The organism is Achromobacter sp. D7-1 (assembly GCF_059760445.1).
This window is the reverse complement of the sequence record NZ_JCBAMT010000046.1, coordinates 12,446-33,427: the sequence shown is the minus strand read 5'-3', so window position 1 is coordinate 33,427 and position 20,982 is coordinate 12,446. Positions and strand designations below refer to the sequence as shown.

The 20,982-nt window shown below is 66.3% G+C and carries 21 protein-coding genes; 12 read left to right on the top strand and 9 right to left on the bottom strand.

All coding sequences use genetic code 11. From position 1 onward, the window contains the following. Positions 1 to 63: 63 nt before the first annotated feature. The 7 genes from AC6LKD_RS19465 (at position 64) to AC6LKD_RS19435 (ending at position 6,449) form a co-directional block, all read left to right on the top strand. Positions 64 to 1,053, top strand: coding sequence for a Bug family tripartite tricarboxylate transporter substrate binding protein (locus AC6LKD_RS19465; protein WP_013392954.1), 990 nt, complete (start codon positions 64 to 66; stop codon positions 1,051 to 1,053). 2 nt (positions 1,054 to 1,055) lie between these two features. Continuing rightward, the gene (locus AC6LKD_RS19460; protein ID WP_013392955.1) at positions 1,056 to 1,925 is read left to right on the top strand and encodes an N-formylglutamate amidohydrolase; all 870 of its coding nucleotides are present in this window, start codon (positions 1,056 to 1,058) and stop codon (positions 1,923 to 1,925) included. 72 nt (positions 1,926 to 1,997) lie between these two features. Continuing rightward, positions 1,998 to 2,339 (top strand): hypothetical protein, encoded by a 342-nt coding sequence (locus tag AC6LKD_RS19455; RefSeq protein WP_498117159.1) that lies wholly within the window; start codon positions 1,998 to 2,000, stop codon positions 2,337 to 2,339. A gap of 130 nt (positions 2,340 to 2,469) precedes the next feature. Then, positions 2,470 to 3,501 (top strand): ABC transporter substrate-binding protein, encoded by a 1,032-nt coding sequence (locus AC6LKD_RS19450; protein WP_498117158.1) that lies wholly within the window; start codon positions 2,470 to 2,472, stop codon positions 3,499 to 3,501. After that, positions 3,488 to 4,504, top strand: coding sequence for an ABC transporter permease (locus AC6LKD_RS19445; RefSeq protein WP_498117157.1), 1,017 nt, complete (start codon positions 3,488 to 3,490; stop codon positions 4,502 to 4,504). Before AC6LKD_RS19450 ends, AC6LKD_RS19445 begins: the two co-directional genes overlap by 14 nt. Then, positions 4,498 to 5,289, top strand: coding sequence for an ABC transporter ATP-binding protein (locus AC6LKD_RS19440; RefSeq protein WP_498117156.1), 792 nt, complete (start codon positions 4,498 to 4,500; stop codon positions 5,287 to 5,289). The genes AC6LKD_RS19445 and AC6LKD_RS19440 overlap by 7 nt, the downstream gene beginning before the upstream one ends. Positions 5,290 to 5,351: 62 nt before the next feature. Further along, on the top strand, positions 5,352 to 6,449 hold the full coding sequence (locus AC6LKD_RS19435; RefSeq protein WP_498117155.1) for a c-type cytochrome: 1,098 nt from the start codon (positions 5,352 to 5,354) through the stop codon (positions 6,447 to 6,449). Between the two features lie 10 nt (positions 6,450 to 6,459). Here AC6LKD_RS19435 and AC6LKD_RS19430 read toward each other — a convergent pair whose 3' ends face one another. Next, positions 6,460 to 7,302 carry a LysR family transcriptional regulator gene (locus AC6LKD_RS19430; protein ID WP_498117154.1) on the bottom strand — a complete coding sequence of 281 codons (843 nt, stop codon included), beginning with the start codon at positions 7,300 to 7,302 and terminating at the stop codon, positions 6,460 to 6,462. A 108-nt stretch (positions 7,303 to 7,410) separates the two neighbouring features. Here AC6LKD_RS19430 and AC6LKD_RS19425 point away from each other — a divergent pair, with 108 nt between their 5' ends. Then, positions 7,411 to 8,394: a bile acid:sodium symporter family protein gene (locus AC6LKD_RS19425; protein WP_013392962.1), complete on the top strand. Its 984-nt coding sequence runs from the start codon at positions 7,411 to 7,413 to the stop codon at positions 8,392 to 8,394. A gap of 97 nt (positions 8,395 to 8,491) precedes the next feature. Here AC6LKD_RS19425 and AC6LKD_RS19420 read toward each other — a convergent pair whose 3' ends face one another. From AC6LKD_RS19420 to AC6LKD_RS19410, 3 genes are read right to left on the bottom strand one after another with little or no spacing between them, the layout of a single operon-like run. Further along, positions 8,492 to 8,956: a chromate resistance protein ChrB domain-containing protein gene (locus AC6LKD_RS19420; RefSeq protein WP_498117153.1), complete on the bottom strand. Its 465-nt coding sequence runs from the start codon at positions 8,954 to 8,956 to the stop codon at positions 8,492 to 8,494. A gap of 21 nt (positions 8,957 to 8,977) precedes the next feature. Next, positions 8,978 to 10,177 (bottom strand): chromate transporter, encoded by a 1,200-nt coding sequence (locus AC6LKD_RS19415; RefSeq protein WP_498117152.1) that lies wholly within the window; start codon positions 10,175 to 10,177, stop codon positions 8,978 to 8,980. A gap of 25 nt (positions 10,178 to 10,202) precedes the next feature. Then, entirely contained in the window at positions 10,203 to 11,168 is a 966-nt protein-coding gene (locus AC6LKD_RS19410) for a chromate resistance protein ChrB domain-containing protein (RefSeq protein WP_498117151.1), read from the bottom strand. Between the two features lie 130 nt (positions 11,169 to 11,298). Between AC6LKD_RS19410 and AC6LKD_RS19405 the strand changes: the two genes are divergently transcribed. Both AC6LKD_RS19405 and AC6LKD_RS19400 read left to right on the top strand, forming a co-directional pair. Then, positions 11,299 to 11,577, top strand: coding sequence for a metal-sensing transcriptional repressor (locus AC6LKD_RS19405; RefSeq protein WP_498117150.1), 279 nt, complete (start codon positions 11,299 to 11,301; stop codon positions 11,575 to 11,577). A gap of 11 nt (positions 11,578 to 11,588) precedes the next feature. After that, complete coding sequence (locus tag AC6LKD_RS19400) at positions 11,589 to 12,464, top strand: nickel/cobalt efflux transporter (RefSeq protein WP_498117149.1); 876 nt, start codon at positions 11,589 to 11,591, stop codon at positions 12,462 to 12,464. Here the strand turns inward: AC6LKD_RS19400 and AC6LKD_RS19395 are convergent. Continuing rightward, complete coding sequence (locus tag AC6LKD_RS19395) at positions 12,461 to 12,853, bottom strand: Rieske (2Fe-2S) protein (RefSeq protein ID WP_498117148.1); 393 nt, start codon at positions 12,851 to 12,853, stop codon at positions 12,461 to 12,463. The two genes, AC6LKD_RS19400 and AC6LKD_RS19395, sit on opposite strands and share 4 nt — an antisense overlap. Positions 12,854 to 12,905: 52 nt before the next feature. Beyond that, positions 12,906 to 14,711: an ABCB family ABC transporter ATP-binding protein/permease gene (locus AC6LKD_RS19390; protein WP_498117147.1), complete on the bottom strand. Its 1,806-nt coding sequence runs from the start codon at positions 14,709 to 14,711 to the stop codon at positions 12,906 to 12,908. 341 nt (positions 14,712 to 15,052) lie between these two features. Here AC6LKD_RS19390 and AC6LKD_RS19385 point away from each other — a divergent pair, with 341 nt between their 5' ends. Continuing rightward, the gene (locus AC6LKD_RS19385; protein ID WP_013392965.1) at positions 15,053 to 15,880 is read left to right on the top strand and encodes an aldo/keto reductase; all 828 of its coding nucleotides are present in this window, start codon (positions 15,053 to 15,055) and stop codon (positions 15,878 to 15,880) included. A 39-nt stretch (positions 15,881 to 15,919) separates the two neighbouring features. Here AC6LKD_RS19385 and AC6LKD_RS19380 read toward each other — a convergent pair whose 3' ends face one another. Both AC6LKD_RS19380 and AC6LKD_RS19375 read right to left on the bottom strand, forming a co-directional pair. Then, a complete protein-coding gene (locus AC6LKD_RS19380; RefSeq protein WP_013392966.1) occupies positions 15,920 to 16,105 on the bottom strand; it encodes a hypothetical protein in 186 nt (61 codons plus the stop codon). Next, positions 16,102 to 17,277 carry a PepSY-associated TM helix domain-containing protein gene (locus AC6LKD_RS19375; protein WP_013392967.1) on the bottom strand — a complete coding sequence of 392 codons (1,176 nt, stop codon included), beginning with the start codon at positions 17,275 to 17,277 and terminating at the stop codon, positions 16,102 to 16,104. Before AC6LKD_RS19375 ends, AC6LKD_RS19380 begins: the two co-directional genes overlap by 4 nt. A 173-nt stretch (positions 17,278 to 17,450) precedes the next feature. Here AC6LKD_RS19375 and AC6LKD_RS19370 point away from each other — a divergent pair, with 173 nt between their 5' ends. Further along, complete coding sequence (locus AC6LKD_RS19370) at positions 17,451 to 18,164, top strand: metallophosphoesterase (protein WP_013392968.1); 714 nt, start codon at positions 17,451 to 17,453, stop codon at positions 18,162 to 18,164. A gap of 36 nt (positions 18,165 to 18,200) precedes the next feature. Here the strand turns inward: AC6LKD_RS19370 and AC6LKD_RS19365 are convergent, their stop codons facing one another. Next, positions 18,201 to 20,792 (bottom strand): penicillin-binding protein 1A, encoded by a 2,592-nt coding sequence (locus AC6LKD_RS19365; RefSeq protein WP_498117146.1) that lies wholly within the window; start codon positions 20,790 to 20,792, stop codon positions 18,201 to 18,203. Positions 20,793 to 20,982 lie beyond the last annotated feature (190 nt).

Here is a 20,982-nt window from a genome sequence, read left to right as displayed (position 1 = left end):
GGACCGTAAAGTTCGGACACTGGCGGCCTTGTCGTTTGACCTTCAACTTTCGGAGTCATCCCCATGTCCCGCCGCCTTCTGGGCCGGTCCGCGCGCTTCGCGCTCGCCGGCATGTTCGCCACGCTGACCTTCGCCGGCATCGCCCAAGCCGCCGACTATCCCGCCCGTCCCATCAAGCTGGTGGTGCCGTTCGCCGCCGGCGGTTCGACCGACATCGTGGCGCGCCTGGTGGCCGAGTACGCCGGCCGCGACCTGAAGCAGACCATCGTGGTCGAGAACAAGGCCGGCGCCGGCGGTTCCATGGGCATGGAGCAGGTGGCGCGCGCCACGCCCGACGGCTACACCATCGGCATGGCCACGATGAGCACGCACGGCTCGAACCCGGCCGTGTTCCGCAAGATGAACTACGACCCGGTGAAGGATTTCGTGCCGGTGGCCAATGTGGTCGCGGTGCCTAGCATCTTCGCGATCAACCCGGGCCTGCCGGCCAAGAACATGGCTGAATTCGTGGCTCTGGCCAAGAAGCAGCCGGAACGCTACAGCTTCGCCTCGCCGGGCGTGGGCTCGCTGGGCCACGTGAACATCGAGAACTTCATGATGCTGTCCGGCATCAAGCTGCTGCACGTGCCGTACCGCGGCGCGGGTCCAGCGCTCAATGACGTGATGGGCGGGCAGGTGGATGCGATCACCGACAACCTGTCCTCGACCCTGCCGCAGGTGCAGGGCGGCAAGCTGCGCGCGCTGGCCGTGCTGGGCGCCGAACGCTCCCCGCTGCTGCCCGACGTGCCGACCTACATCGAACTGGGCTACCCCGACATGGGCACGGGCGGCTGGTTTGGCCTGGTGGCGCCCGCCGGCACGCCGCCGGCCGTGATCGAACGCCTGAACAAGGCGGTGCGCGCCGCGCAGGATGATCCGGAATTCCGCAAGAAGGCCGAGGAAGTGGGTGGTACGCTGGTGCGCACCACGCCCCAGGAATTCGAGGCGCAGATCCAGCAGGCCCTGGCCCGTTACGCCAAGGTCGCCAAGACCGCCAACATTCAGGCTGATTGACGATGACCCACGCCGACTTCGACGCTGTTTCCGTACACGAGCCCACGGGCCCGGCCCTGCCGCTGGTCTGCGATTCGCCGCATAGCGGCGAGCGCTATCCGGACGATTTCGGCGCCGCGGCCACCCTGGCGCAGTTGCGCCAGGGCGAGGACACGCATGTGGACGCGTTGTGGTCGGCGGCGCCCGCCCTGGGCGCGACGCTGATCGCCGCGAACTTTCCGCGAGTCTACATCGACCCCAATCGCACGCTGCAGGATCTGGACCCCGAGCTGCTGGCGCAACCCTGGCCCGAACCGTTGGACCCGGGCGAAAAGACCCGCCTGGGCAAGGGCTTGATCTGGCGCAGGATGGACAGGTCCACGCCGATCTACGATCGCAAGCTGACGCTGGCCGAAGTGCGCCACCGCATACAGGCGTACTACGAGCCCTATCACGCGGCCCTGTCGCAGGCGATCCAGCAGGTGCGGCAGCGCTTTGGCGCGGTCTGGCACCTGAACCTGCACTCCATGCCCAACGATGCCTACGAGCGCCTGGGCCGACAGAGCGAGCATCCGCTGGCGGACTTCGTGCTGGGTGACCGCGATGGCACGACCTGCGAGCCCGAGTTCATCGCCCTGATCGAGGCGGCCTTGCGCGGCAAGGGCTATACCGTGGCGCGCAACGACCCGTACAAGGGCGTGCAGCTGATCGCGCAGATCGGCCAGCCGGCCTTGAACCGCCATAGCCTGCAGGTGGAAATCCGCCGTCCGTTGTACATGGACGAGGCTACGCGCGAGCGCAATGCGGGCTTCGCGCCGCTGCAGGCCGACCTGTCCGACGTGCTGGAGCAGGTGGCGGCGTACGTGCGCGCGCGCCAGGCCGCGCTGGCTTAAGTTTCCCCGCGGCGGGCCGTAGTCGGTAACAAGGAACCGCGCCTTTCTTGGACGCGGCCACACGGAACCGCAATGGCTGAGAAGATCATCAACGGATTTTCGGTGCTCGCGTACGCGACCCAACCCGAGGGGCGCGTGCCGCCGCGCGCTTTCATCGAAACGCGGCGGCTGCCGAAGAAGCAGAGCCAGGCCGAACGGGACGCGCAGGCCGCGGCCCAGGCGGACGCGCAAGCGCAACCGGCTGACGCCGCGCCGGCAGACGCGCAGGACGCGGAGCCGGACACCCAGGCTTTCGAGATCTTCATCAGCCGGCGCTTCCGCAGCACGGTCGAGGCCATGTCGGCCGCGCGCAACGCGCTGGACCGCATCAAGCTGGTCGACGAGGACGGCGTTCCGGATCACTTGCCCGAGTAGGCCGGCTCCTGGGCGGCGATGCGCCGCCCATATTGTTATCCCGACTTTGTATTTGTCGAACCCCTGAGCGCAGGCCGATGATGCCGCATGGCAATCATCGCCATTCACAGTCTGCTCAAAAGGAAGGTTGATGAATACGAACGTCCATTCCCGCACCATCTCCACGCGGGGAATCTCGCGCCGCTCGCTGTTGCGAGCGGCAGGCGCCGCGGGCCTTGCCGCGCCGCTGGGCATGCTGGGCTCGCGCGTGCTAGCCGCCAATGCGGCGCCGCGCACTTTCAAGATCGCATGGAGCCAGACCGCGGTCTGCCAATCGCCTGTGTCGGTGGCGTTGGAGCGCGGCTTCTTCGACAAGTACAACCTCAAGGTCGAACGCATCAACTTCGGCGGCTCCACCGATCAGCTGCTGGAGGCGATCGCCACCGGCCACGCCGATGGCGGCATCGGCATGGCGTTGCGCTGGTTGAAGCCGCTGGAACAGGGCTTTGACGTGAAGCTGGCCGTGGGCACGCATGGCGGCTGCATGCGTTTGCTGACGGCGCAAGACTCGCCGATCAAGAGCGTCAACGACCTGAAGGGACGCCGCGTGGCGGTGTCTGACCAGGCCAGTCCGGTGAAGAACTTCTTCGCGATCCGCGTGGCGCAGTTGGGCATCGATCCGGAATCGGTGGACTGGCGCCAGTATCCGCAAGACCTGTTTGGCGAGGTCCTGCGCAAGGGCGAGGTCGACGCCATCGCGGGCGATGATCCGTTGATCTACACGCTGCGCGAGGACAACAAGCTGCGTGAGATCGCCACCAACATCGAGGGCGACTACGAGAACCGCACCTGCTGCGTGCTGGGCCTGCGCGGCGACCTGGTACGCAAGGATCCCGAGGCCGCGGCAGCCATTGCGCGCGCGGTGATCGACGCGCAGCGCTGGACGGCTTCCAACCCGGACGAGACCGCGCGCATCTTCGCGCCCTATGTGCCCGGCAAGGTGCCGGCCGAACGCGTGGCCGCGATCCTGCGCAGCCATAGCCATGGGCATGCGTCGACCGGGGCGGCGTTGCGCGAGGAGATCGTGGGCTATGCCAAGGACCTGAAGACGATCAAGGTGCTGAGCGCGGGCCTGGACGTCAACAAGTACGCGCAAGTGGTGGTGCCCAATGTCCTCGGCTGACGTATTGCATGCCCCGGCCGCGGGCGCGAATCCGCCTGCGCGCGACCGGCGCTTGTGGAAGTCTGGCATCGTGGCCGCCGTCCTGTGGGCGGGCGTGGGCGCTGTGACGCTGTCATGGCCGAATGTGGAAGTCGGCTTTTCGTCCTGGGGCTATACGCGCGAATTCGGCGCGGCGGCCTTGGCGTTGGCGTTGCTGCTGTTGCTGGCGGCGGCGCCGGGGGCGGGGCAGTTGCGTGCAGTGCGCGCCTTGCACCGCGCGGGCCCCTGGCTCGCGGCCCTGGCCGTGGCGGTGGGCGCCTGGGAGATCGCGACGGCCAAGCTGGCGCTCCTGCCCAGCCCGTTCTTCGCGCCGCCGCAGTCGCTGATCGAGGTCTACGCGACCGACTACAAACGGCTGGCCGACAGCCTGGCGAACTCGCTGTGGCTGCTGGCCAACGGCTTTCTGCTGGGCGCCGCCGCAGGCTTTCTGACCGGCGTGGCCATTGGCTGGTCGCGCGGCCTGGGCTACTGGGTGCATCCGGTGCTGCGTTTCCTGGGGCCGGTGCCGTCCACGGCCTTGCTGCCGATGGCGTTCTTCTTCTTTCCGTCGAGCTGGTCGGCAGCGGTCTTCCTGATTGCGCTGGCCACCTGGTTTCCGGTCACGGTGCTGACCTGGTCGGGCGTGGCCGGCGTGAACCGGGCCTACTACGACGTGGCGCGCACCATGGGCGCCACTGAATGGTTCCTGGTGCTGCGCGTGGCGATCCCGGCGGCCTTGCCGCAGGTATTCGTGGGCCTGTTCATGGGCCTGGGCGCGTCGTTCTCGGTGCTGGTGGCGGCCGAGATGATGGGCGTGAAGTCTGGACTGGGCTGGTACCTGTCGTGGGCCCAGGGCTGGGCCTCCTACGCCAATATGTACGGCGCCCTGATCGTGATGGCGCTGGTGTTCTCGGGCCTCATCACCTTGCTGTTCCTGGGACGCGACCGCCTCCTGGCCTGGCAAAAGGGAGTGGTGAAATGGTAGCGGCGGCCGTGTCTGAACAACAGAAAGCATCCGGCGCCGCGCTGGCCGTGCGCGGCGTGAGCCATCATTTCGATCTGGATGGTGCGGACTTGCCGGTGCTGGACGGCATAGACCTGGACGTGAAGCCGGGTGAGTTCGTGGCTTTGCTGGGACCCAGCGGCTGTGGCAAGTCCACGCTGCTGCGCCTGGTCGCGGGCCTGGAGCCTCCGGCCGAAGGCGGTCTGCTGGCGGACGGCGAGCCCATCACGGGACCTTCGCCTTCGCGCATCGTGGTGTTCCAGGATCCGACGTTGTATCCCTGGCGCACGGTGTGGGACAACGTGGCCCTGGGGCTGCAGGCGCGCGGGCTGTTGAAGACTCAGCGCAGCCGGGTGGACGAGGCCTTGCAGCGCGTGGGTCTGAAGGCGTTCGGCCAGGCCTACCCGCACCAGCTGTCCGGCGGCATGGCGCAGCGCGCCGCGCTGGCGCGCGCGCTGGTCAACGATCCGCGCATCCTGATCCTGGACGAGCCGCTGGGCAAGCTCGACTCGCTGACCCGCATCGCCATGCAGTCCGAACTGGTGGACCTGTGGCAACGCGAAGGCTACACGGCCTTGCTGGTCACGCACGATGTGGAGGAGGCGCTGTTCATGGCCACGCGCATCGTGGTGCTGAGCGAGCGGCCGGCGCGGATCAAGGACGAGATCGTCAACGATCTGCCTTACCCCAGGCATCGCGGTGATCCGCGCCTGGCGGCCTTGCGTCATCGCGCGCTGGCCTTGCTGGGGCTGGACGCGACGTGGTGAGCATCGCGCGGCGTCAGCCGGCGGCCGCTTGCGCGGCTCGGCCGGCCCGGCGGCGCGTTGCGGTGCTGCTGACGATCGGATTGGCCGCGTTGGCGCTGTTCCTGGCCGCAGCGATCTGGAGGTCGCTGGTCCAGGCTCCCGTACTGGCCTACTGGCCGTTCGCGTGGCGCTACGACCCGGACCTGCCCGTGAGTCCGCACACTTGGCGCCAGCTGTGGCTGGCGTTGGCGCAGTCGGCGGCGGCGCTGGCCTTGCTGTGCGGCGCGCTGTTCGCCAAGCGCCGGCGATTGGCATGGCTGGGCGCCGCTGCCGCGCTGGCGCTGCTGACCGACTGGCCGCGTCCGCAGATGTTGTTGACCGAGGCGCACAGTTCCTCCTATCAGCTTTCACCGCTGCCGTTTTCCGACGCCAACCTGCTGCAAGGCGGGCGGCTGTACCAGGCGCATTGCGCCGCATGCCATGGTGCGGCAGCCGATGGACGGGGCGAGCTCGCGGCCAGCCTGCCGGTGTGGCCCAGCGTGCTGGGACCGGCCCTGTTCCAGAACCGGTTGGAAGGGGAACTGCACTGGCGCATCGCGCATGGCGGCCAGGAGCCTGCCGGCAAGCCCGTGATGCCCGCGTTCGGTGCAACGTTGAGTGCTGACGAGATTTGGCAGATGCTGGACTATCTGCGCTTGCGGGCCTATGGCGGCAGCGGCATGCCGGCAGTCGCTGCGCCGGTCGTCGATATCGTCTGCCGCGACGGTCGGGCGACCCGGCTCAGCGGCTTGCGCGGACTGCCCCTGCGGGTGATGGCGCAGGTACCGGGCGCGTCCGACGAGCCGCAAGATCCGCGTCTGCTGACCGTGGCGCTGACGCGCGGCGAGACTCTGGACGTGGCTGCGGATTGCGTGGCTGCGGGCGTGGACGCCTGGAACGCCTACGCGCTGGCGGCGGGTGTACTGCCCGGCGAACTGGCGGGCGCGCAGTTCATGGTCGACCGCCAGGGTTGGCTGCGCGCGCGCCGCCTGCCAGGCGCGGCACCGGCATGGACCAGCGCGGACGAGGTTTGCGGGCCGGGCGGGCGGATGGAGGGGGCGACGGCCCGAGGGCTGGGTGAGCTGCTGATGGCAATGGACCGTGCGCCCATTGCGATTCGAGATACGCGCCGCGAGCACTAGATGCCGCGCCTCAGGTCAGCGTGCTGCGCATCAAAATCTCGGTCAGTGCCCGCGTGGGCTTGTTGGGCGCGGGCGTCGAGATCACGATGAATTCCACCTGCGGCAGGGCCGGCAACTGCGCGGCGCCCGCCGGCGCGGCCAGCCCCGCGGTGGACAGATGCGAGGGCTGCACCGTGATGCCCAGGCCGGCGCGGGCGGCGGCTTGGCAGCCCGCGTAGCTGGTACTGGTGCACACGATCTGCCAACTACGGCCGGCGCGGGCCAGCGCGTCCAGCGTCAGGCTGCGCGTCACGCTGGGTTCGCGCAGCAGGATCAGCGGCAGCGGTTCGCCGGGCGCCACGCGCAGGCCTTCCTTGGCCTGCCACAGCAGGGCTTCCTTGTGCAGGGTCTGGCCGCGGCGGTCGCCCTTGCGGCGCTTGCCTATCATCACGTCCAGGCCGTTGTCGTCCAGCAGCTTGTAGAGCTCGCTGGTGACGCCGATGGTCAGGTCCAGTTCCACTTCGGGATGGGCCAGCCGGAACGCGGCCAGCACGTCGGGCAGGGGACCCATCGCCAGGTCGTCCGAGGTGCCCAGGCGCACCCGCCCGCGCAGGCGGGGCGCGTCGAACAGGCGCTCGGCGCGTTCGTGCGCGTCCAGGATGATCTGGGCATGCACCAGCAGGCTGCGGCCGTCGCTGGTGAGCGCGAGCGAATGCGTGTCGCGCTGGAACAGGCGGCGGTTCAGGGCCTGCTCCAGCTGACGGATGTGCTCGCTGACCGTGGGCTGCGTCAGGTCCAGCCGCCGGGCGGTTTCGGTGAAGCTCGGGGCGGCGGCGGCGGCAGTGAAGGTCTTGAGCCAGAGGGGATTGAGCATGGCGGCCTGGTCATAGGATATTCCGATGGCAGTTAAAGTACCTAGTGGTCTTCACGATGGCAAGAGGCGCGCCTATAGTTTTCCGCAACCTTTACGGAAACCTTTGCCATGCGCCGCTTCCTGCCCGACCAATTCACGCTCATCCTGATCGCCACGGTGGTCTTCGCCAGCTTCTTCCCGGCCGTGGGCCAGGGCGCGGCCTTCATGACAGTGGCCAGCAACATCGCCATTTCGCTGCTGTTCTTCCTGCATGGCGCGCGCCTGTCCACGGATGCCATCGTGGCGGGGGTGAAGGACGTGCGCCTGCATGCGCTGATCCTGGCCTGCACCTTCGTGCTCTTTCCGGCGCTGGGCCTGGGGCTGCGGGCGCTGTTTCCCAATCTGTTGACGCCGTCGCTGTGGCTGGGCGTGCTGTTCGTCTGCACCCTGTCTTCGACTGTGCAGTCGTCGATCGCCTTTACCTCCATGGCGCGCGGCAACGTGCCGGGCGCGATCTGCGCGGCCACGGCGTCCAACCTGCTGGGCACCGTGCTGACGCCGCTGTTGGTGGCGGTGCTGCTCCACCGCCAGGGCGGCGGGCACGGGTTGGCCGATGCCGGCCGCATCCTGCTGCAGTTGCTGCTGCCGTTCGCGGTAGGCAGCCTGTTGCGGCCCTGGATCGGCGCCTGGGCCCAGCGCAACAACCGCACGCTGTCGAAAGTGGACCGCAGCTCTATCCTGCTGGCCGTCTACACCGCGTTCAGCGAGGCGGTGGCGCAGGGCATCTGGCACGCGTTCCCGCCGATCGACCTGGCCTCCATGGTGCTGGTCAACGCCTTGCTGCTGGGCACGGTGCTGCTGGTCACGACCTGGGGCAGCCGCAAGCTGGGGCTGTCGAAGGAAAACGAGATCACGCTGGTTTTCTGCGGCTCGAAGAAGTCGCTGGCATCGGGGATTCCGCTGGCCACCGTGCTGTTCGGCACCTCGCAGATGGGGGTGGTGGTGCTGCCGCTGATGATCTTCCACCAGATGCAGCTGATGGTCTGCGCGGTGCTGGCGCGCCGCTACGCGGAACGGCAGGCGCCGGCCGAAGCCGCGGTGGCGCGGGCCTGAGTGCGCAAGGGAGTAGCCGAGGCGTGCGGCGTCAAGTGTCGATGTTCATTGACGGTGGGAACTCGGGTCATGAGAATCGAAGACCTGGCGTCGCCCCTTATGCCATGGGCATGACCGGTGGCCAGCGGTGCGTTTCCTCCTGGCACGACTGGCACCAGGCATAAAAAGCGTCGTACATGACCATGCCATGGCCAAGCATGACGTGGTCGTTGGCGTACAAGTGCGACAAGCCCAGCGATAGTGCGTACAGTCCGGCTGACTGCGGGGTCAGGTCCAGGCGCGAGGTGTCGGCGCCGCGAACGATTCTGGCCATTTGCTGCAGCGCCGGGTTGTCCGCCAGCCTGTACCTATCGAGGAAGGCGTCAAAGCTGCACAGTTCTCCAACGTGCGAAAGTTCCACGCCAGGGATGTCGTAGGGAATTGCGGCGGTTTCCTTGGCGATGCGTAGAACATCCCCCGCCGGCACGTAGAGAAATTCTGGCGTTGCGTCGATGAACCGGGCGATTAGCCATGGACAGGCGATGCGGTCGATCTTGGGCCGTTCACGAGTGATCCATTGCATGATGAACTCCTGGAAAAGCACTTAGTGCAGCAGCGGATAAACCGCCAAGCCGATCATCGCCGCGCCAGCAACGATCATCGGCTCGGACAGTTTCTTGAAGCACAGCAGCAATAGCACTGCAGCCATTGCCAACAGCAATGTCGGCACATCGACGATCGTGCGCCGGGCGATAACGATGACTGCGCCCACGATGGCGCCGATCGCAGCGGCGGTCACGCCATCAACGAAGGCGAGAATACCGGGCAGTTTTCCGTACTTCTTGAAGTACGGCGCCGGGATGATGGTGAACAGATAACAAGGCAGAAAGGTAGCCAAGGCCGCCACACAGGCTCCGGGCAGGCCCGCGACCAGGTAGCCGATGAAGCCGACCGTGATTACAACGGGTCCCGGCGTGATCATGGCTACCGCGACGGCATCGACGAACTGCTTGTCATTGAGCCAGTGGAAGTCGGTAACCACGCTGCCGTAGAGAAACGGCACGATGGCCAGCCCGGAGCCGAAGACGAATGCTCCCGCCTTGGCGAAGAACAAGGCGATTTGCCAGAGCAGCGGCCAGTCCAGCGTGCTCAGCGTAGCCCCCGCCGGCACGGATACCGCTGCCACCGCCGACAGATGACCGGACTTTACCCACCTGGGCGGCGCACGCCAAAACCAGACCAGCAGACCGGCCGCCAGAAACAGCCAGGCAATTTCGGATTCGGTGATGACAGTGACGAGGGCCAGCGCCAGATAGATGGCCCACAACAGCTTGTCCTTGCCCACGCTCTTGGTAGTGAGCTTGTAGCCACTGATGGCAATGATGCCGATCACCGCAGCGCTCACGCCGTAGAACACGGCTTGCATCCACGCCAGGCCGCCAAAACGCATATATGCCCACCCCAGGGCAACGACCATGAAGAACGACGGCAGGATGAAGGCGATCCCCACCAGCGTGGCGCCAAGAACGCGGTAATGCACGTAGCCGAGGTAAATGGCGAGCTGCGCGGCCAGAGGACCTGGCGCGAGCTGGGCGAGCGCCAAACCTTCCTTGTAGTCGCCGCCGGCGATCCAGCCTCTTCCCTCCACCAGATCGCGGCGCATATAACCGGCCAGGGCAACCGGCCCCCCAAAGCCCAGGGCCCCTAGCCGGATGAAGTACCAGACGAGTTGCCAGAGGGTATAGGTTGGTTGCGCGACAAGCGTTGCCGCACTGTCGCGGACGGATTCTTGGGACGGATTCATGGTTGCGCTCTTGAACAGAGGACAGTCAGGTCTTACGCTCGCCGGAGAAATGGGCGTACAGGGAATCCAGTACGGTGCAGGCTTCGAGCAGCAAGGCATCGTCGTCGGACAGGCGTTTGCGAGCGCCAGCCAGGATGGCTTCAAAGCCCGCCGCTTCCGGCACCGCAGCCCCGCCCACGTCGAGCGCATGTACCAGCGTTCCCAACTGCGCGAGGCCGCGATTCTCCTCCAGGCCGAAACTGGCAAGCAGGACCTCGAACGACACGCGATCGCCGACGTGCGTGAAAGTGGCGCCGTCGAAATCGAATCCCAGGGCGTCGGTCGGGCAGTCGGCTGGGGTTTCCAGCCATAGAAAGCGCGCGGAAGGGTCAATGAAGCGCTGGATCAGCCACGCACAGGCAACTCGATCAACCCAGATATGGCGTCGGGTCGCCCAGATGCGTCCCCGATGGTTCATGGGATCGCGACGCGCTATGCCTCCCACCGACGCGTGGGGCTCGCCGGGCGACAGGATGGCTTCGATGGCATTGGCGAAATCGCGCTGCTGCGCTTGCGCGCGGAGCGACGTTTCAGCCGGGAAGAAATCTATGCGGCGCAACGCCTGGTAGCTACGTTCGTAGCGGCGCAACAGGCGGTTGAGCTCAGTCGCCTTCAATTCAGCCAGCGTCTGGCGCGCCTGGGCCAGTTCCGCCAGCCAAACATCGTAGTCGGCCGAACGGTCGAACAGGGCCCGGAACGAGGCGGACTCGTCGTTGTCCTGGGCCTGGACCCGCAGCAGCCAAGCCTGACCGCCTTCTTCGCTCGTTTCGGCGGCCAGATCGGTCAGTTGGAGCGCTTGCTCGGCGTGCGCCGGCAGCAGATAGGCTCCATCGCGCAAGGCTGCGCATCCCAACGCCTTGAGCTTGCGCCAGATGCGCATGCGCGCCGTGGCGCCGTTGGTGGGCAGGCTGACGATGAGCAGCAGCCAAGAGGAGGCAAGTGACGTATCCATGGGGAGCAGAATATGAAAGCATCGCTATCTCTGCAATCATGTAGATATCGCTACAGACCGATACTCCCTTTCCCCGATCGACGACATGGTTTCCTTAATCATATCCCCCCGGGGGGGATATGATGGCTCCATGAATAAACCCGATCCTCATCATCATTACGATGCCGTCGCCAAGCGCCTTAAGCGAGCTGAAGGCCATTTGCGCAGCATCCTGACAATGATGGAAGAACATCGTCCCTGCCTTGAATTGGCCCAGCAGCTGCATGCGGTCGAGCGTGCCATTGCCCAGGCCAAGAAGATCCTCATTCAAGACCATATCGACCATTGCCTGCAGGATGCGGTGGGCGAGCTGGACCAGGACAGACAGCGCGCGATAGACGAATTCAAAGAAATCACCAAGTATCTTTAAGAACGCCATCCATGCTGTCGTTTTCCGATTTGATTGCCCAGGGTGCTACGCATGCCTGGTTGTTTATTCCCAGCGCCATCCTGCTGGGCGCTCTACACGGGTTGGAACCCGGCCACTCCAAGACGATGATGGCGGCGTTCATCGTCGCGATCAGGGGGAGCGTGTGGCAGGCTGTGCTGCTTGGAATCACCGCGACCATTTCGCACACCCTGATTGTGTGGGGCATCGGGTTGGGCGGCATGTATCTCTGGCGCGGAGTCGCTGCGGAGGAACTGGAACCGTACTTCCAGGTGGCGTCCGGGGTGATCATCGTGCTGATCGCTGCATGGATGTTTTGGCGGACCTGGCGCGATCAGCATGGCGCAAGCCACGAGCATCATCATCACGACCATCGCAATGGCCACGGGCATGCCCACAGCCATGCCGTCGCATTCACGGAGCCAGATCAACACCAGCGTGATCATCGCCATGAAGGGCCGCGAGGACTGGAGGTCGCGGGCGTTGGGTATCAGGACGCCCACCAGCTTGCGCACGCCAATGACATCCGGCGGCGCTTCGCCAACCGGAACGTAACCAACTGGCAGATTGCCCTGTTTGGCCTGACCGGCGGGCTTATTCCTTGCCCCGCGGCAATTACGGTGCTCCTGCTGTGCCTGCAATTGAAGGAATTCACGCTCGGAGCGGTGCTGGTGCTGTGTTTCTCGATCGGACTGGCCATCACGCTGGTGACGGTCGGCGCCGTGGCGGCGCTAAGCGTACGCCAAGTCAACAAGCGTGCTCCGTGGTTTGGCGCGGTCGCCCAGCGGGCTCCGTATCTCTCCAGCCTGTTGATCATCGCCGTGGGCATCTATGTGGGGATGAATGGATGGCTGGGCATCCGGGGCTAGCCGTCGGCCGCGTCTCCCAAAGGACGGATCTTGCCGGCCGGCTGCCAATAGACCGCGCCGTCGCGTTCTTCGACCGCCAGCACGGTCAGGCGGCCGTTCTTACAGGGGCCGCCCACGCACAGGCCGGTGTCGGGCTGGTAGGTGGCGCCGTGGCGCGCGCACATGATCAGGTCGCCGGCGCGGGTGAAGAAGCTGCCTTCCCAATCCAGTTCCACGCCCACGTGGGCGCAGCGGTTCAGGTAGCCGTGCACGCGGTCTTGGTAGCGCACGAAGAAGGCGGTGGTCCGGCCTGCGGCGTCGGACACGGGTATTTTCACGCCCAGGCCGCCGTTGGCGAGCTCAGCGGAGGCGCAGACGCGGACGGCGGGGGCGGGGGTCGGATCCTGCATGGGTGGCCTGGAATGCAAAAGGGTGCGATGTTCGGACAGGGCGCTGGGCTTGTCAATCCGGCGCGCCGGCCTGGGAGCTTTCCTGCTGGCGGGCCCACATGCCGGCGTAGACGCCGCCGTGCGCCAGCAGTTGCGGATGGCGGCCGCGTTCGACGATGCGGCCCTCGCCTAGCACGATGATCTCGTCCGCGTCCGCCACGGTGGACAGGCGGTGGGCGATGATGAGGGTGCTGCGGCCCTGGCTGACTTCGCGCAGATTGGCCTGGATCTCACGTTCGGTGTGGCTGTCCAGCGCGCTGGTGGCCTCGTCGAACAGGAAGATGGCGGGATTCTTCAGGATGGTGCGGGCGATCGCCACGCGCTGCTTTTCGCCGCCGGACAGCTTCAGCCCGCGTTCGCCGACCATGGTCTGGTAGCCGTCCGGCATGGCCATGATCAGGTCGTGGATGTGTGCCAGGCGCGCCGCCGCCTGGATCTCGTCCTCGGTGGCGCCGGGACGGCCGTAGCCGATGTTGTAGAGGATGGTGTCGTTGAACAGCACGGTGTCCTGCGGCACCACGCCGATCGCGGCCCGCAGGCTGGCTTGCGTCACTTCGCGCACGTCCTGGCCGTCGATGAGGACGGCGCCGCCATCGGCGTCATAGAAGCGGAACAGCAGGCGCGCGATGGTCGATTTTCCGGCGCCCGACGTGCCGACGACGGCCACGGTCCTGCCGGCCGGGATGGTGAAGCTGACGCCCTTCAGGATGGGCCGGCGCGTGTCGTAGCCGAAATGCACGTCGCGGAATTCCACCTCGCCGCCGGTCACGCGCAGCGGCTGGGCATCGGGCCGGTCGGCCACTTCGCGGTCCTGTCCCAGCAGTTCGAACATGCGTTCCATGTCGATGATGGCCTGCTTGATCTCGCGGTACACGAAGCCGAAGAAGCTCAGCGGCTGGTACAGCTGCAGCAGGTAGGTGTTGACCAGGACGAAATCGCCCAGCGTGTAGCGGCCCTCGGCGATGCCGGTGGCGGCCATCCACATGACCAGGGTCAGGCCCACCGAGATGATGGCGGCCTGGCCGACGTTGAGGACGGACAGGCTGACCTGGCTGCGCACGGCGGCGCGCTCGTAGCGGGTGAGCGAGGCATCATAGCGGCGGGCCTCATGCTCCTCGTTGCCGAAGTACTTGACCGTTTCGTAGTTCAGCAGGCTTTCGATGGCCTTGGTGTTGGCTTCGGAGTCGGTTTCGTTCATCTGGCGCCGGAACTTGGCGCGCCATTCCGTGACCAGCAGCGTATACGCCATGTACAGCGTGACGGTGGCGCCGGTGGCCAGCGCCAGCCAGATGTCGAACATCTTCCACAGCACGATACAGACCAGCCCGATTTCGAAGAAGGTCGGCAGGATGCTGAAGAGCAGGAACGACAGCAGGGTCTGGATGCCCTTGGTGCCGCGTTCGATGGCGCGGTTCAGGCCGCCGGTCTGGCGCGTCAGGTGAAAGCGTAGCGACAGTGCGTGCAGGTGGCGAAAGACCTGCAGGCCGACCGCGCGGATGGCGTGCTGCCCGACCCGGGCGAAGATGGCATCGCGCAGCTCCGAGAACAGCAACGACAGCACCCGGGCGGTGCCGTAGGCCAGGATCAGGCCCAGCGGCACCGTGACGGCGCCCGGCGCGCCCTTGCCCAATTCGTCGATGGCCTGCTTGTACAGCAGGGGGACATAGACCGTGGCCGCCTTGGCCGCGAACAGGCATAGCAGGGCTGCGACGACGCGCGTCTTCAGGCCGGTTTCGCCGGGCGGCCAGAGATAGGGAAAGAGGGTGCGCAGGGTGGAGAAACCGCCGCGGCGCTCGGGCCGCGTGTCAGGAGCGTTCATGGTCAGGGCCGGGAGGGTTATGCATGGGCCGGCGGGCCGTCGGAAGCGCATTATCGGCTACGGGCGGCATTTCTGCCGCGGGGCCGCGCCAGGGGCGGGAATAGCTGCTTTGGCGGGGGCATTCAAGGAATTGGCGGCCGTGGGGGTATTATCGGCCTCACGGCCCCTGGGATGTGTGCACCTCTCCCGGGGGTTTTCAATCCGGCACGGTGACTCGGGCGCAGCCTGGCGGGCCCGTTCTTTACTATCTCAACCAAGGACGAAGCCTGGCTGCCCCTTGGTTGCGCGACCCGGCGCATATTCGCCGCGCGGACGTCGCGTCGCAAGCTACGGAGGTTCTTATGGCGAAAGTACCCGCAGTGAAATTGAACGACGGCGGCAAGATTCCCCAGCTGGGCCTGGGCGTCTGGCAGGTGCCGAACGATCAGGCGGCCGCAAGCGTGAAAGAGGCGTTGGCGGCCGGCTACCGCTCGGTGGACACCGCGGCCATCTATGGCAACGAGGCTGGCGTGGGCGAGGGCCTGCGCGCGGCCGGCGTGGCACGCAAGGATCTGTACGTCACGACCAAGCTCTGGAACGACAGGCACGGCTACGACGAGGCCCACAAAGCCATGGACGAGAGCCTGGAAAAACTGGGCCTGGCCTATGTGGACCTGTACCTGATCCATTGGCCCGTGGCTGGCAGCACCAAGTTCGTGGATGCCTGGAAGGCCATGATCGAAATGAAGGAAGACGGCCGCGCGCGTTCGATCGGCGTGTCCAATTTCACCCAGGCCAACCTGGAACGGTTGATCGACGCCTCCGGCGTGACGCCGGCGGTCAATCAGGTCGAACTGCACCCCGGCTTCACCCAGCGCGCGCTGCGGGACTTCCATGCCAGGCACGGCATCGCGACGGAGTCATGGAGCCCCCTGGCCCAGGGCGGCGTGGCGAAGGACAAGGTCATCCTGGACCTGGCGCAGAAGCACGGCAAGTCGCCCGCCCAGGTGACGCTGCGCTGGCACCTGCAGAACGATCTGATCGTGATTCCGAAGTCGGTGACGCCGGCCCGCATCCGCGAGAACATCGATGTCTTCGACTTCGAGCTGTCGGCGGCGGACATGGCCGCCATCGACGGTATCAAGGAAGGCGGACGCCTGGGGCCGGACCCGGAAGTGTTTGGCAAGTAGCCGTGTTGCGCGCGGGCGGCGCCTGGCGCGCCGCGCGCGCTACGGCTTCAGCGGAAACACCCAATAGCGTGCGATCACCGCCAGCAGGATGGCCAGGGAGGTCCAGGACGCCCAGTGCCAGCCCCCCGTGCCCAGCAGGGCGGCCAGCAAGCCGAACACGCTGAGCACGCCCAGCAGGATCGGGGCGCCCCAGACAAACATGAAACCACGGGCTGTCTTGCTCATGCGGGAGTCCTTTTGGGGATGGCGGCGGCTTGGTGTTTGCGCACGAGTTCGGCGATGCGCGCTTCGGTGGCGCGGCGGCGGGCCAGCCAGAGATAGAGGCCGCTGACCAGGACCACGATCGTGATGACGTCCAGCAGCGCCCAGATGATTTTCAAGGGCAGGCCGCCATAGTCGCCGAAGTGCAGCGGGCGCGAGACTTCCAGCGCGGTCAGGTACCAGGGCATCTTGGCCACGGTGGTCAGTTCGCCGGTCTTGCCGTCCACCAGCACGGGCGTGTTCAGCTTGGAGGTCAGCGGCGTGTCGCCGCGCATCCAGGTGATGTAGTGGTGGGGGCTGCCGAAGGCGTTGCCGGGGAAGGCGATGAACGACACCTCGTTGCCGGGCAGGGCCTTGCGGGCCGTATCGGCGGCGGCATGGGCCGATGCCAGCTCGGTGGGCACGCTCTGGCCCTTGTAGGGTTCCAGGATGCGCACCAGTTCGGTCGACTGCCACAGGCGGAACAGCGGCGTGGACAGCTCATTGATCACGCCGGTGATGCCCACTACGAAGGCCCAGACCAGCGTCACGATACCCAGCAGATTATGCAGGTCCAGCCATTTCAGGCGGGTGGAGCGGGTGGCGCGCACGGTGCCGAATTCCAGCTTCTTCATGAAGGGGCCGTAGAGCACCACGCCGGAAACGATGGCCACGCAGAACAGCAAGCCCATGAATCCCAGGAACAGCTCCCCGGGCAGCCCCGCGAACAGGTCCACGTGCAGCGCCAGCATGATGCCCATGAAGGAAAACTTGTCCTGCGTGTAGAGCGGGCCGTCCAGCAGCACGTCGCCGGTGCGCGCGTCCATGCGCACGGCGTGGCCGGACACCTGGCCGTCGCCGGGCGTTTTCGCCATGCCGACATAGACTTGCGGCTCGTCGGGGTCGAAGAACAGGTAGTCGACGACTTCGCCCGGATACATGGCGCGGGCGCTGTCGACCAACTGGTCGAGGTTGGCGCGAGGGGTCGAGGCCGGCACGTCGGACAGCGGCTTGCCATCGTCGAGCCAGTGTTCGATCTCGTGGTGGAACACCAGAGGCAAACCGGTAAGACAGATGATGAGCAGGAAGATCGTGCAGACCAGGCTGGTCCATTTGTGGACCAGGTACCAGGTTTTGATGGTGGACGCGGCAGTCATGGGGGGCGGGCCCTTGCAGGCGCGGGTTGGAGAAAACTGGATATTATCGCGAATAATATCGATTCTCGTAACCAAATTTTGACCATGGCCTTGCTAGGGGGGGCAGCCGGGTGGGCTTGAAAGCGGGTTAAAAAGAGGGATCCAGCATCAACCCAGTGGCAGTCCTGATCATCATGGAGCAGCGTTTTCTCAAAGTCCCGCGCAACCAGCTAGGCCGCGATTTCGCGGTGGGCGACCTGCATGGGCATTTTTCCCGCCTGCAGGAAAGCCTGGACCAGTTGGGCTTCGATCCGTCCCGGGATCGATTGTTTTCCGTCGGCGACCTGGTGGACCGCGGTCCGGAAAGCGAGGCCGCGCTGGAGTGGCTGGCCCGGCCCTGGTTCCACGCGGTCCAGGGCAATCACGAGGATTACGCGATCCGCCACGTACGCACCGGGCAGGTGGACGTGGACAACTGGCGCGGCTACGGCGGCGGCTGGTTCCTGGACCTGCCCTCGGATCGGCAGCAGGTGTTCGCCGAGGCCTTCGCGCAATTGCCCATCGCCATCGAGGTTGAAACGCTGGAAGGGGCAGTGGGGCTGCTGCATGCCGATTGTCCTGTGCTGTTCTGGCCGCGGCTGGAATCCGCCTTGCAGGACCGCTACCGGCGCACCAGCGCTGCATGCCAGTGGTCGCGCGACCGCCTGCGGCAGATGGACCGCACCGGCATCCGGGGCGTACGGGCGGTGGTGGCCGGGCACACGCCGGTGCCGGCGCCCTTGCTCTTGGGCAACGTCTATCACATCGACACCGAGGGCTGGAAATCCGGCTACTTCACCTTCCTGGACCTGGAATCCCTGCAGGCCTGGCCGCGTGAGGTCGTGACCGAACTCGCGGAGCAGGAATAGCAGGCTTGAATTCCCGGCGGCTGGCGCCGGGACCGGTTACAGCGGCCGGGCGGCCACCGGTCCGGCGCCGCTGACGGCGCTGGCGCGGGCAGGGGTGTCGGCGTCCACGCGCGGCACGGGGATGGGCGGGATGACAGGCACATTGCCGGCCGGCGCGCCGCCCGCGGGCGCCACGGGGACGGGCAGGGCCACGGGCGGTTGGCCAGGACTGCTCTGCGGCACGGCGCCGCTGGGTGGCAAGGGCTTGACCGAAGTGTCCACGCCGTCCGTCGAACGGTTGTTGTTCAGGAAATCGGTCAGCGCATCGCCCGAGGACAGGTCCAGCGAGGCCACGGCCTGGCCCGGCGGGAATTCCGAGAAATAGTATTCGCCGTTGTCCACGATCAGGCCGTCCGGGCGCGGCGCGGGTTTGGTTTCGGGCACACCCTTCAAGGCCGGCTGCATGTAGTCCAGCCAGGTGCTCAGGGCCAGGCCGCTGCCGAATTCGTTGGTGCCCAGCGACTTGGGCTGATCAAAGCCCATCCAGACCGTGGTGGCCAGGCCGGACGTGAAGCCCGAGAACCAGACGTCCACGGCCTCGTTGGTGGTACCGGTCTTGCCGCCGATGTCGTTGCGCTTGAGCACCTGGTGCGCGCGGGCGGCGGTGCCGCTGACCGTGACGCCGCGCAGGATGTCGTCCATGACCCAGGCGGTGCGGGGATCGATGGCGCGCGCCTGCTCGTCGCCGGCGACCACCGGCTGCGCCTTCATCAACACGTTGCCTGAGCGGTCCGTGACGTGGTCGACCAGGTAGGGGGTGACGCGGTAGCCGCCGTTGGCGAACACGCTGTAGCCGTTGACCACCTGCAGCGGCGTGGCGCCGCCCGCGCCCAGGGCCAGCGGCAGCACGGCCGGCCAGCGCGACTTGTCGAAGCCGAAGCGGGTCAGGTAGTCCTGGGCATACTGCGGCGAAATAGCCTGCAGGATGCGGATCGACACCATGTTCTTGGAACGCATGAGGCCCTGGCGCAAGGTCAGCATGGGCTCGTACTTGTTGCCGTCGTTCTTGGGCTGCCAGGCCTTGGAGCCGGTCTGCTCCGCGGTCAGCATGAAGGGCTGGTCGGAGATCTGCGTGGCCGGGGTCAGGCCGCGCTCCAGCGCCGCGGCGTAGACGAAGGGCTTGATGTTGGAGCCCGGTTGGCGCCAGGCCTGCGTCACACGGTTGAAGCCGCCGCGGTTGTAGTCGAAGCCGCCGATCATGGCGCGAATGGCGCCGTCCTGGGGCACCATCGAGACCAGCGCCGCCTGCAACGTCGGCATGTTGATGATTTCCCAGCTGTCGCCGTTCTTGTGGATATAGACCACGGAACCGCGGCGCAGGCGCTGGCTGTCGCTGGCCTTGGGGTTGAGCGCGCGGGCCACCACTGCCAGCGCCTTCTTGTCGCTGATGGTGATGATGTCGCGCGCGCTGCGCGCCAGTGTCACTTCGGTGGGGCTGGCGGCCAGCACCACGGCGGTCAGCAGGTCTTCGCTGTCAGGCGTCTTTTCCTGCACGCCGTCGAGGATCTCATCCAGCGCGGCAGCGTCCTGCTCGACGCCGTCGGGCAGGTCTATCTGGTCTTCCGGGCCGGGATACACGGCGCGGCGGGTGTAGTCCATGACGCCGTCGCGCACGGCGCGGTAGGCGGCTTCCTGGTCCTTGGAATCGATGGTGGTGTAGACATCGATGCCCTTGGAGTAGGTCTGCTCCTGGAACACACCGTACATCAGCTGGCGCGCCAGTTCGGCCGGGTAGTCGCCATGGATGGCGAAGCCGCGCGCGCTGGCGCCGTCCGCGCCGCGGATCGTGAGGCGCTGCTTGAGCGCTTCATCGGCCTGTTCGGGCGTGAGGTAGCCCAACGTTTTCATGCGGCCCAGCACGTAGTGCTGGCGGATCTCGGCGCGCGGGAAATTGGTGATGGGGTTGAAGCGCGACGGCGCCTTGGGGATGCCGGCGAGCATCGCGGCCTCGGCCGGCGTCACTTCCGACAAGGGCTTGCCGAGATAGGTGCGCGAGGCGGCCGCGAAACCATAGGCGCGGTGGCCCAGGTAGATCTGGTTCATGTAGAGCTCAAGGATCTGGTCCTTGGAAAGCTCGGATTCGATCTTGAAAGTGAGCAGCAGCTCGTAGAACTTGCGCGAATAGGTCTTTTCCGACGACAGGTAGAAGTTGCGCGCCACCTGCATCGTGATGGTGCTGCCGCCCTGGCTCTTGGAACCCTTGACGAGGTTGGTCAGCACCGCGCGCGCCACGCCCATCCAGTCGACCCCGCCGTGGCTGTAGAAACGGTCGTCCTCGGCCGCCAGCACCGCCTGGCGCATCACCGGCGGGATCTCGTCAAAGCGCAGTACGTTGCGGTGTTCTTCGCCGTATTCGCCGATCAGCACCTTGTCCGCCGTGTAGATGCGCAGCGGCACCCGCGGGCGGTAGTCCGTCATGGCGTGCAGGTCGGGCAGGCTGGGCCAGGCCAGGGCCAGCGCCAGGCCGAGCGCGATGCCACCGCACACGGCGGCGCCGCCGGCGGCTACGCCAGCCTTGATCAGGATTCGTTTCCAGGGGAGGCCCGGTTTGCCGCCCGGGGTGGCGGAGGATTGCTGGGGGGTGCTCATTGCAGGCGATTCTAGGGCAGAACGCTATAGACCGCCCAGGGAGCAATAAGGTTTCGGTAACCAAACTTGCCCGGGGGGCGGAAGCAGCGCAAACGCCGGGGGAATTCAGGGACGGGTTCCAGCATACGCCCGGCGCGGCTTTGTCGCGGTGCTGCGCTGCGGGAACGCACTGAAATGTATTGCGGGCCGT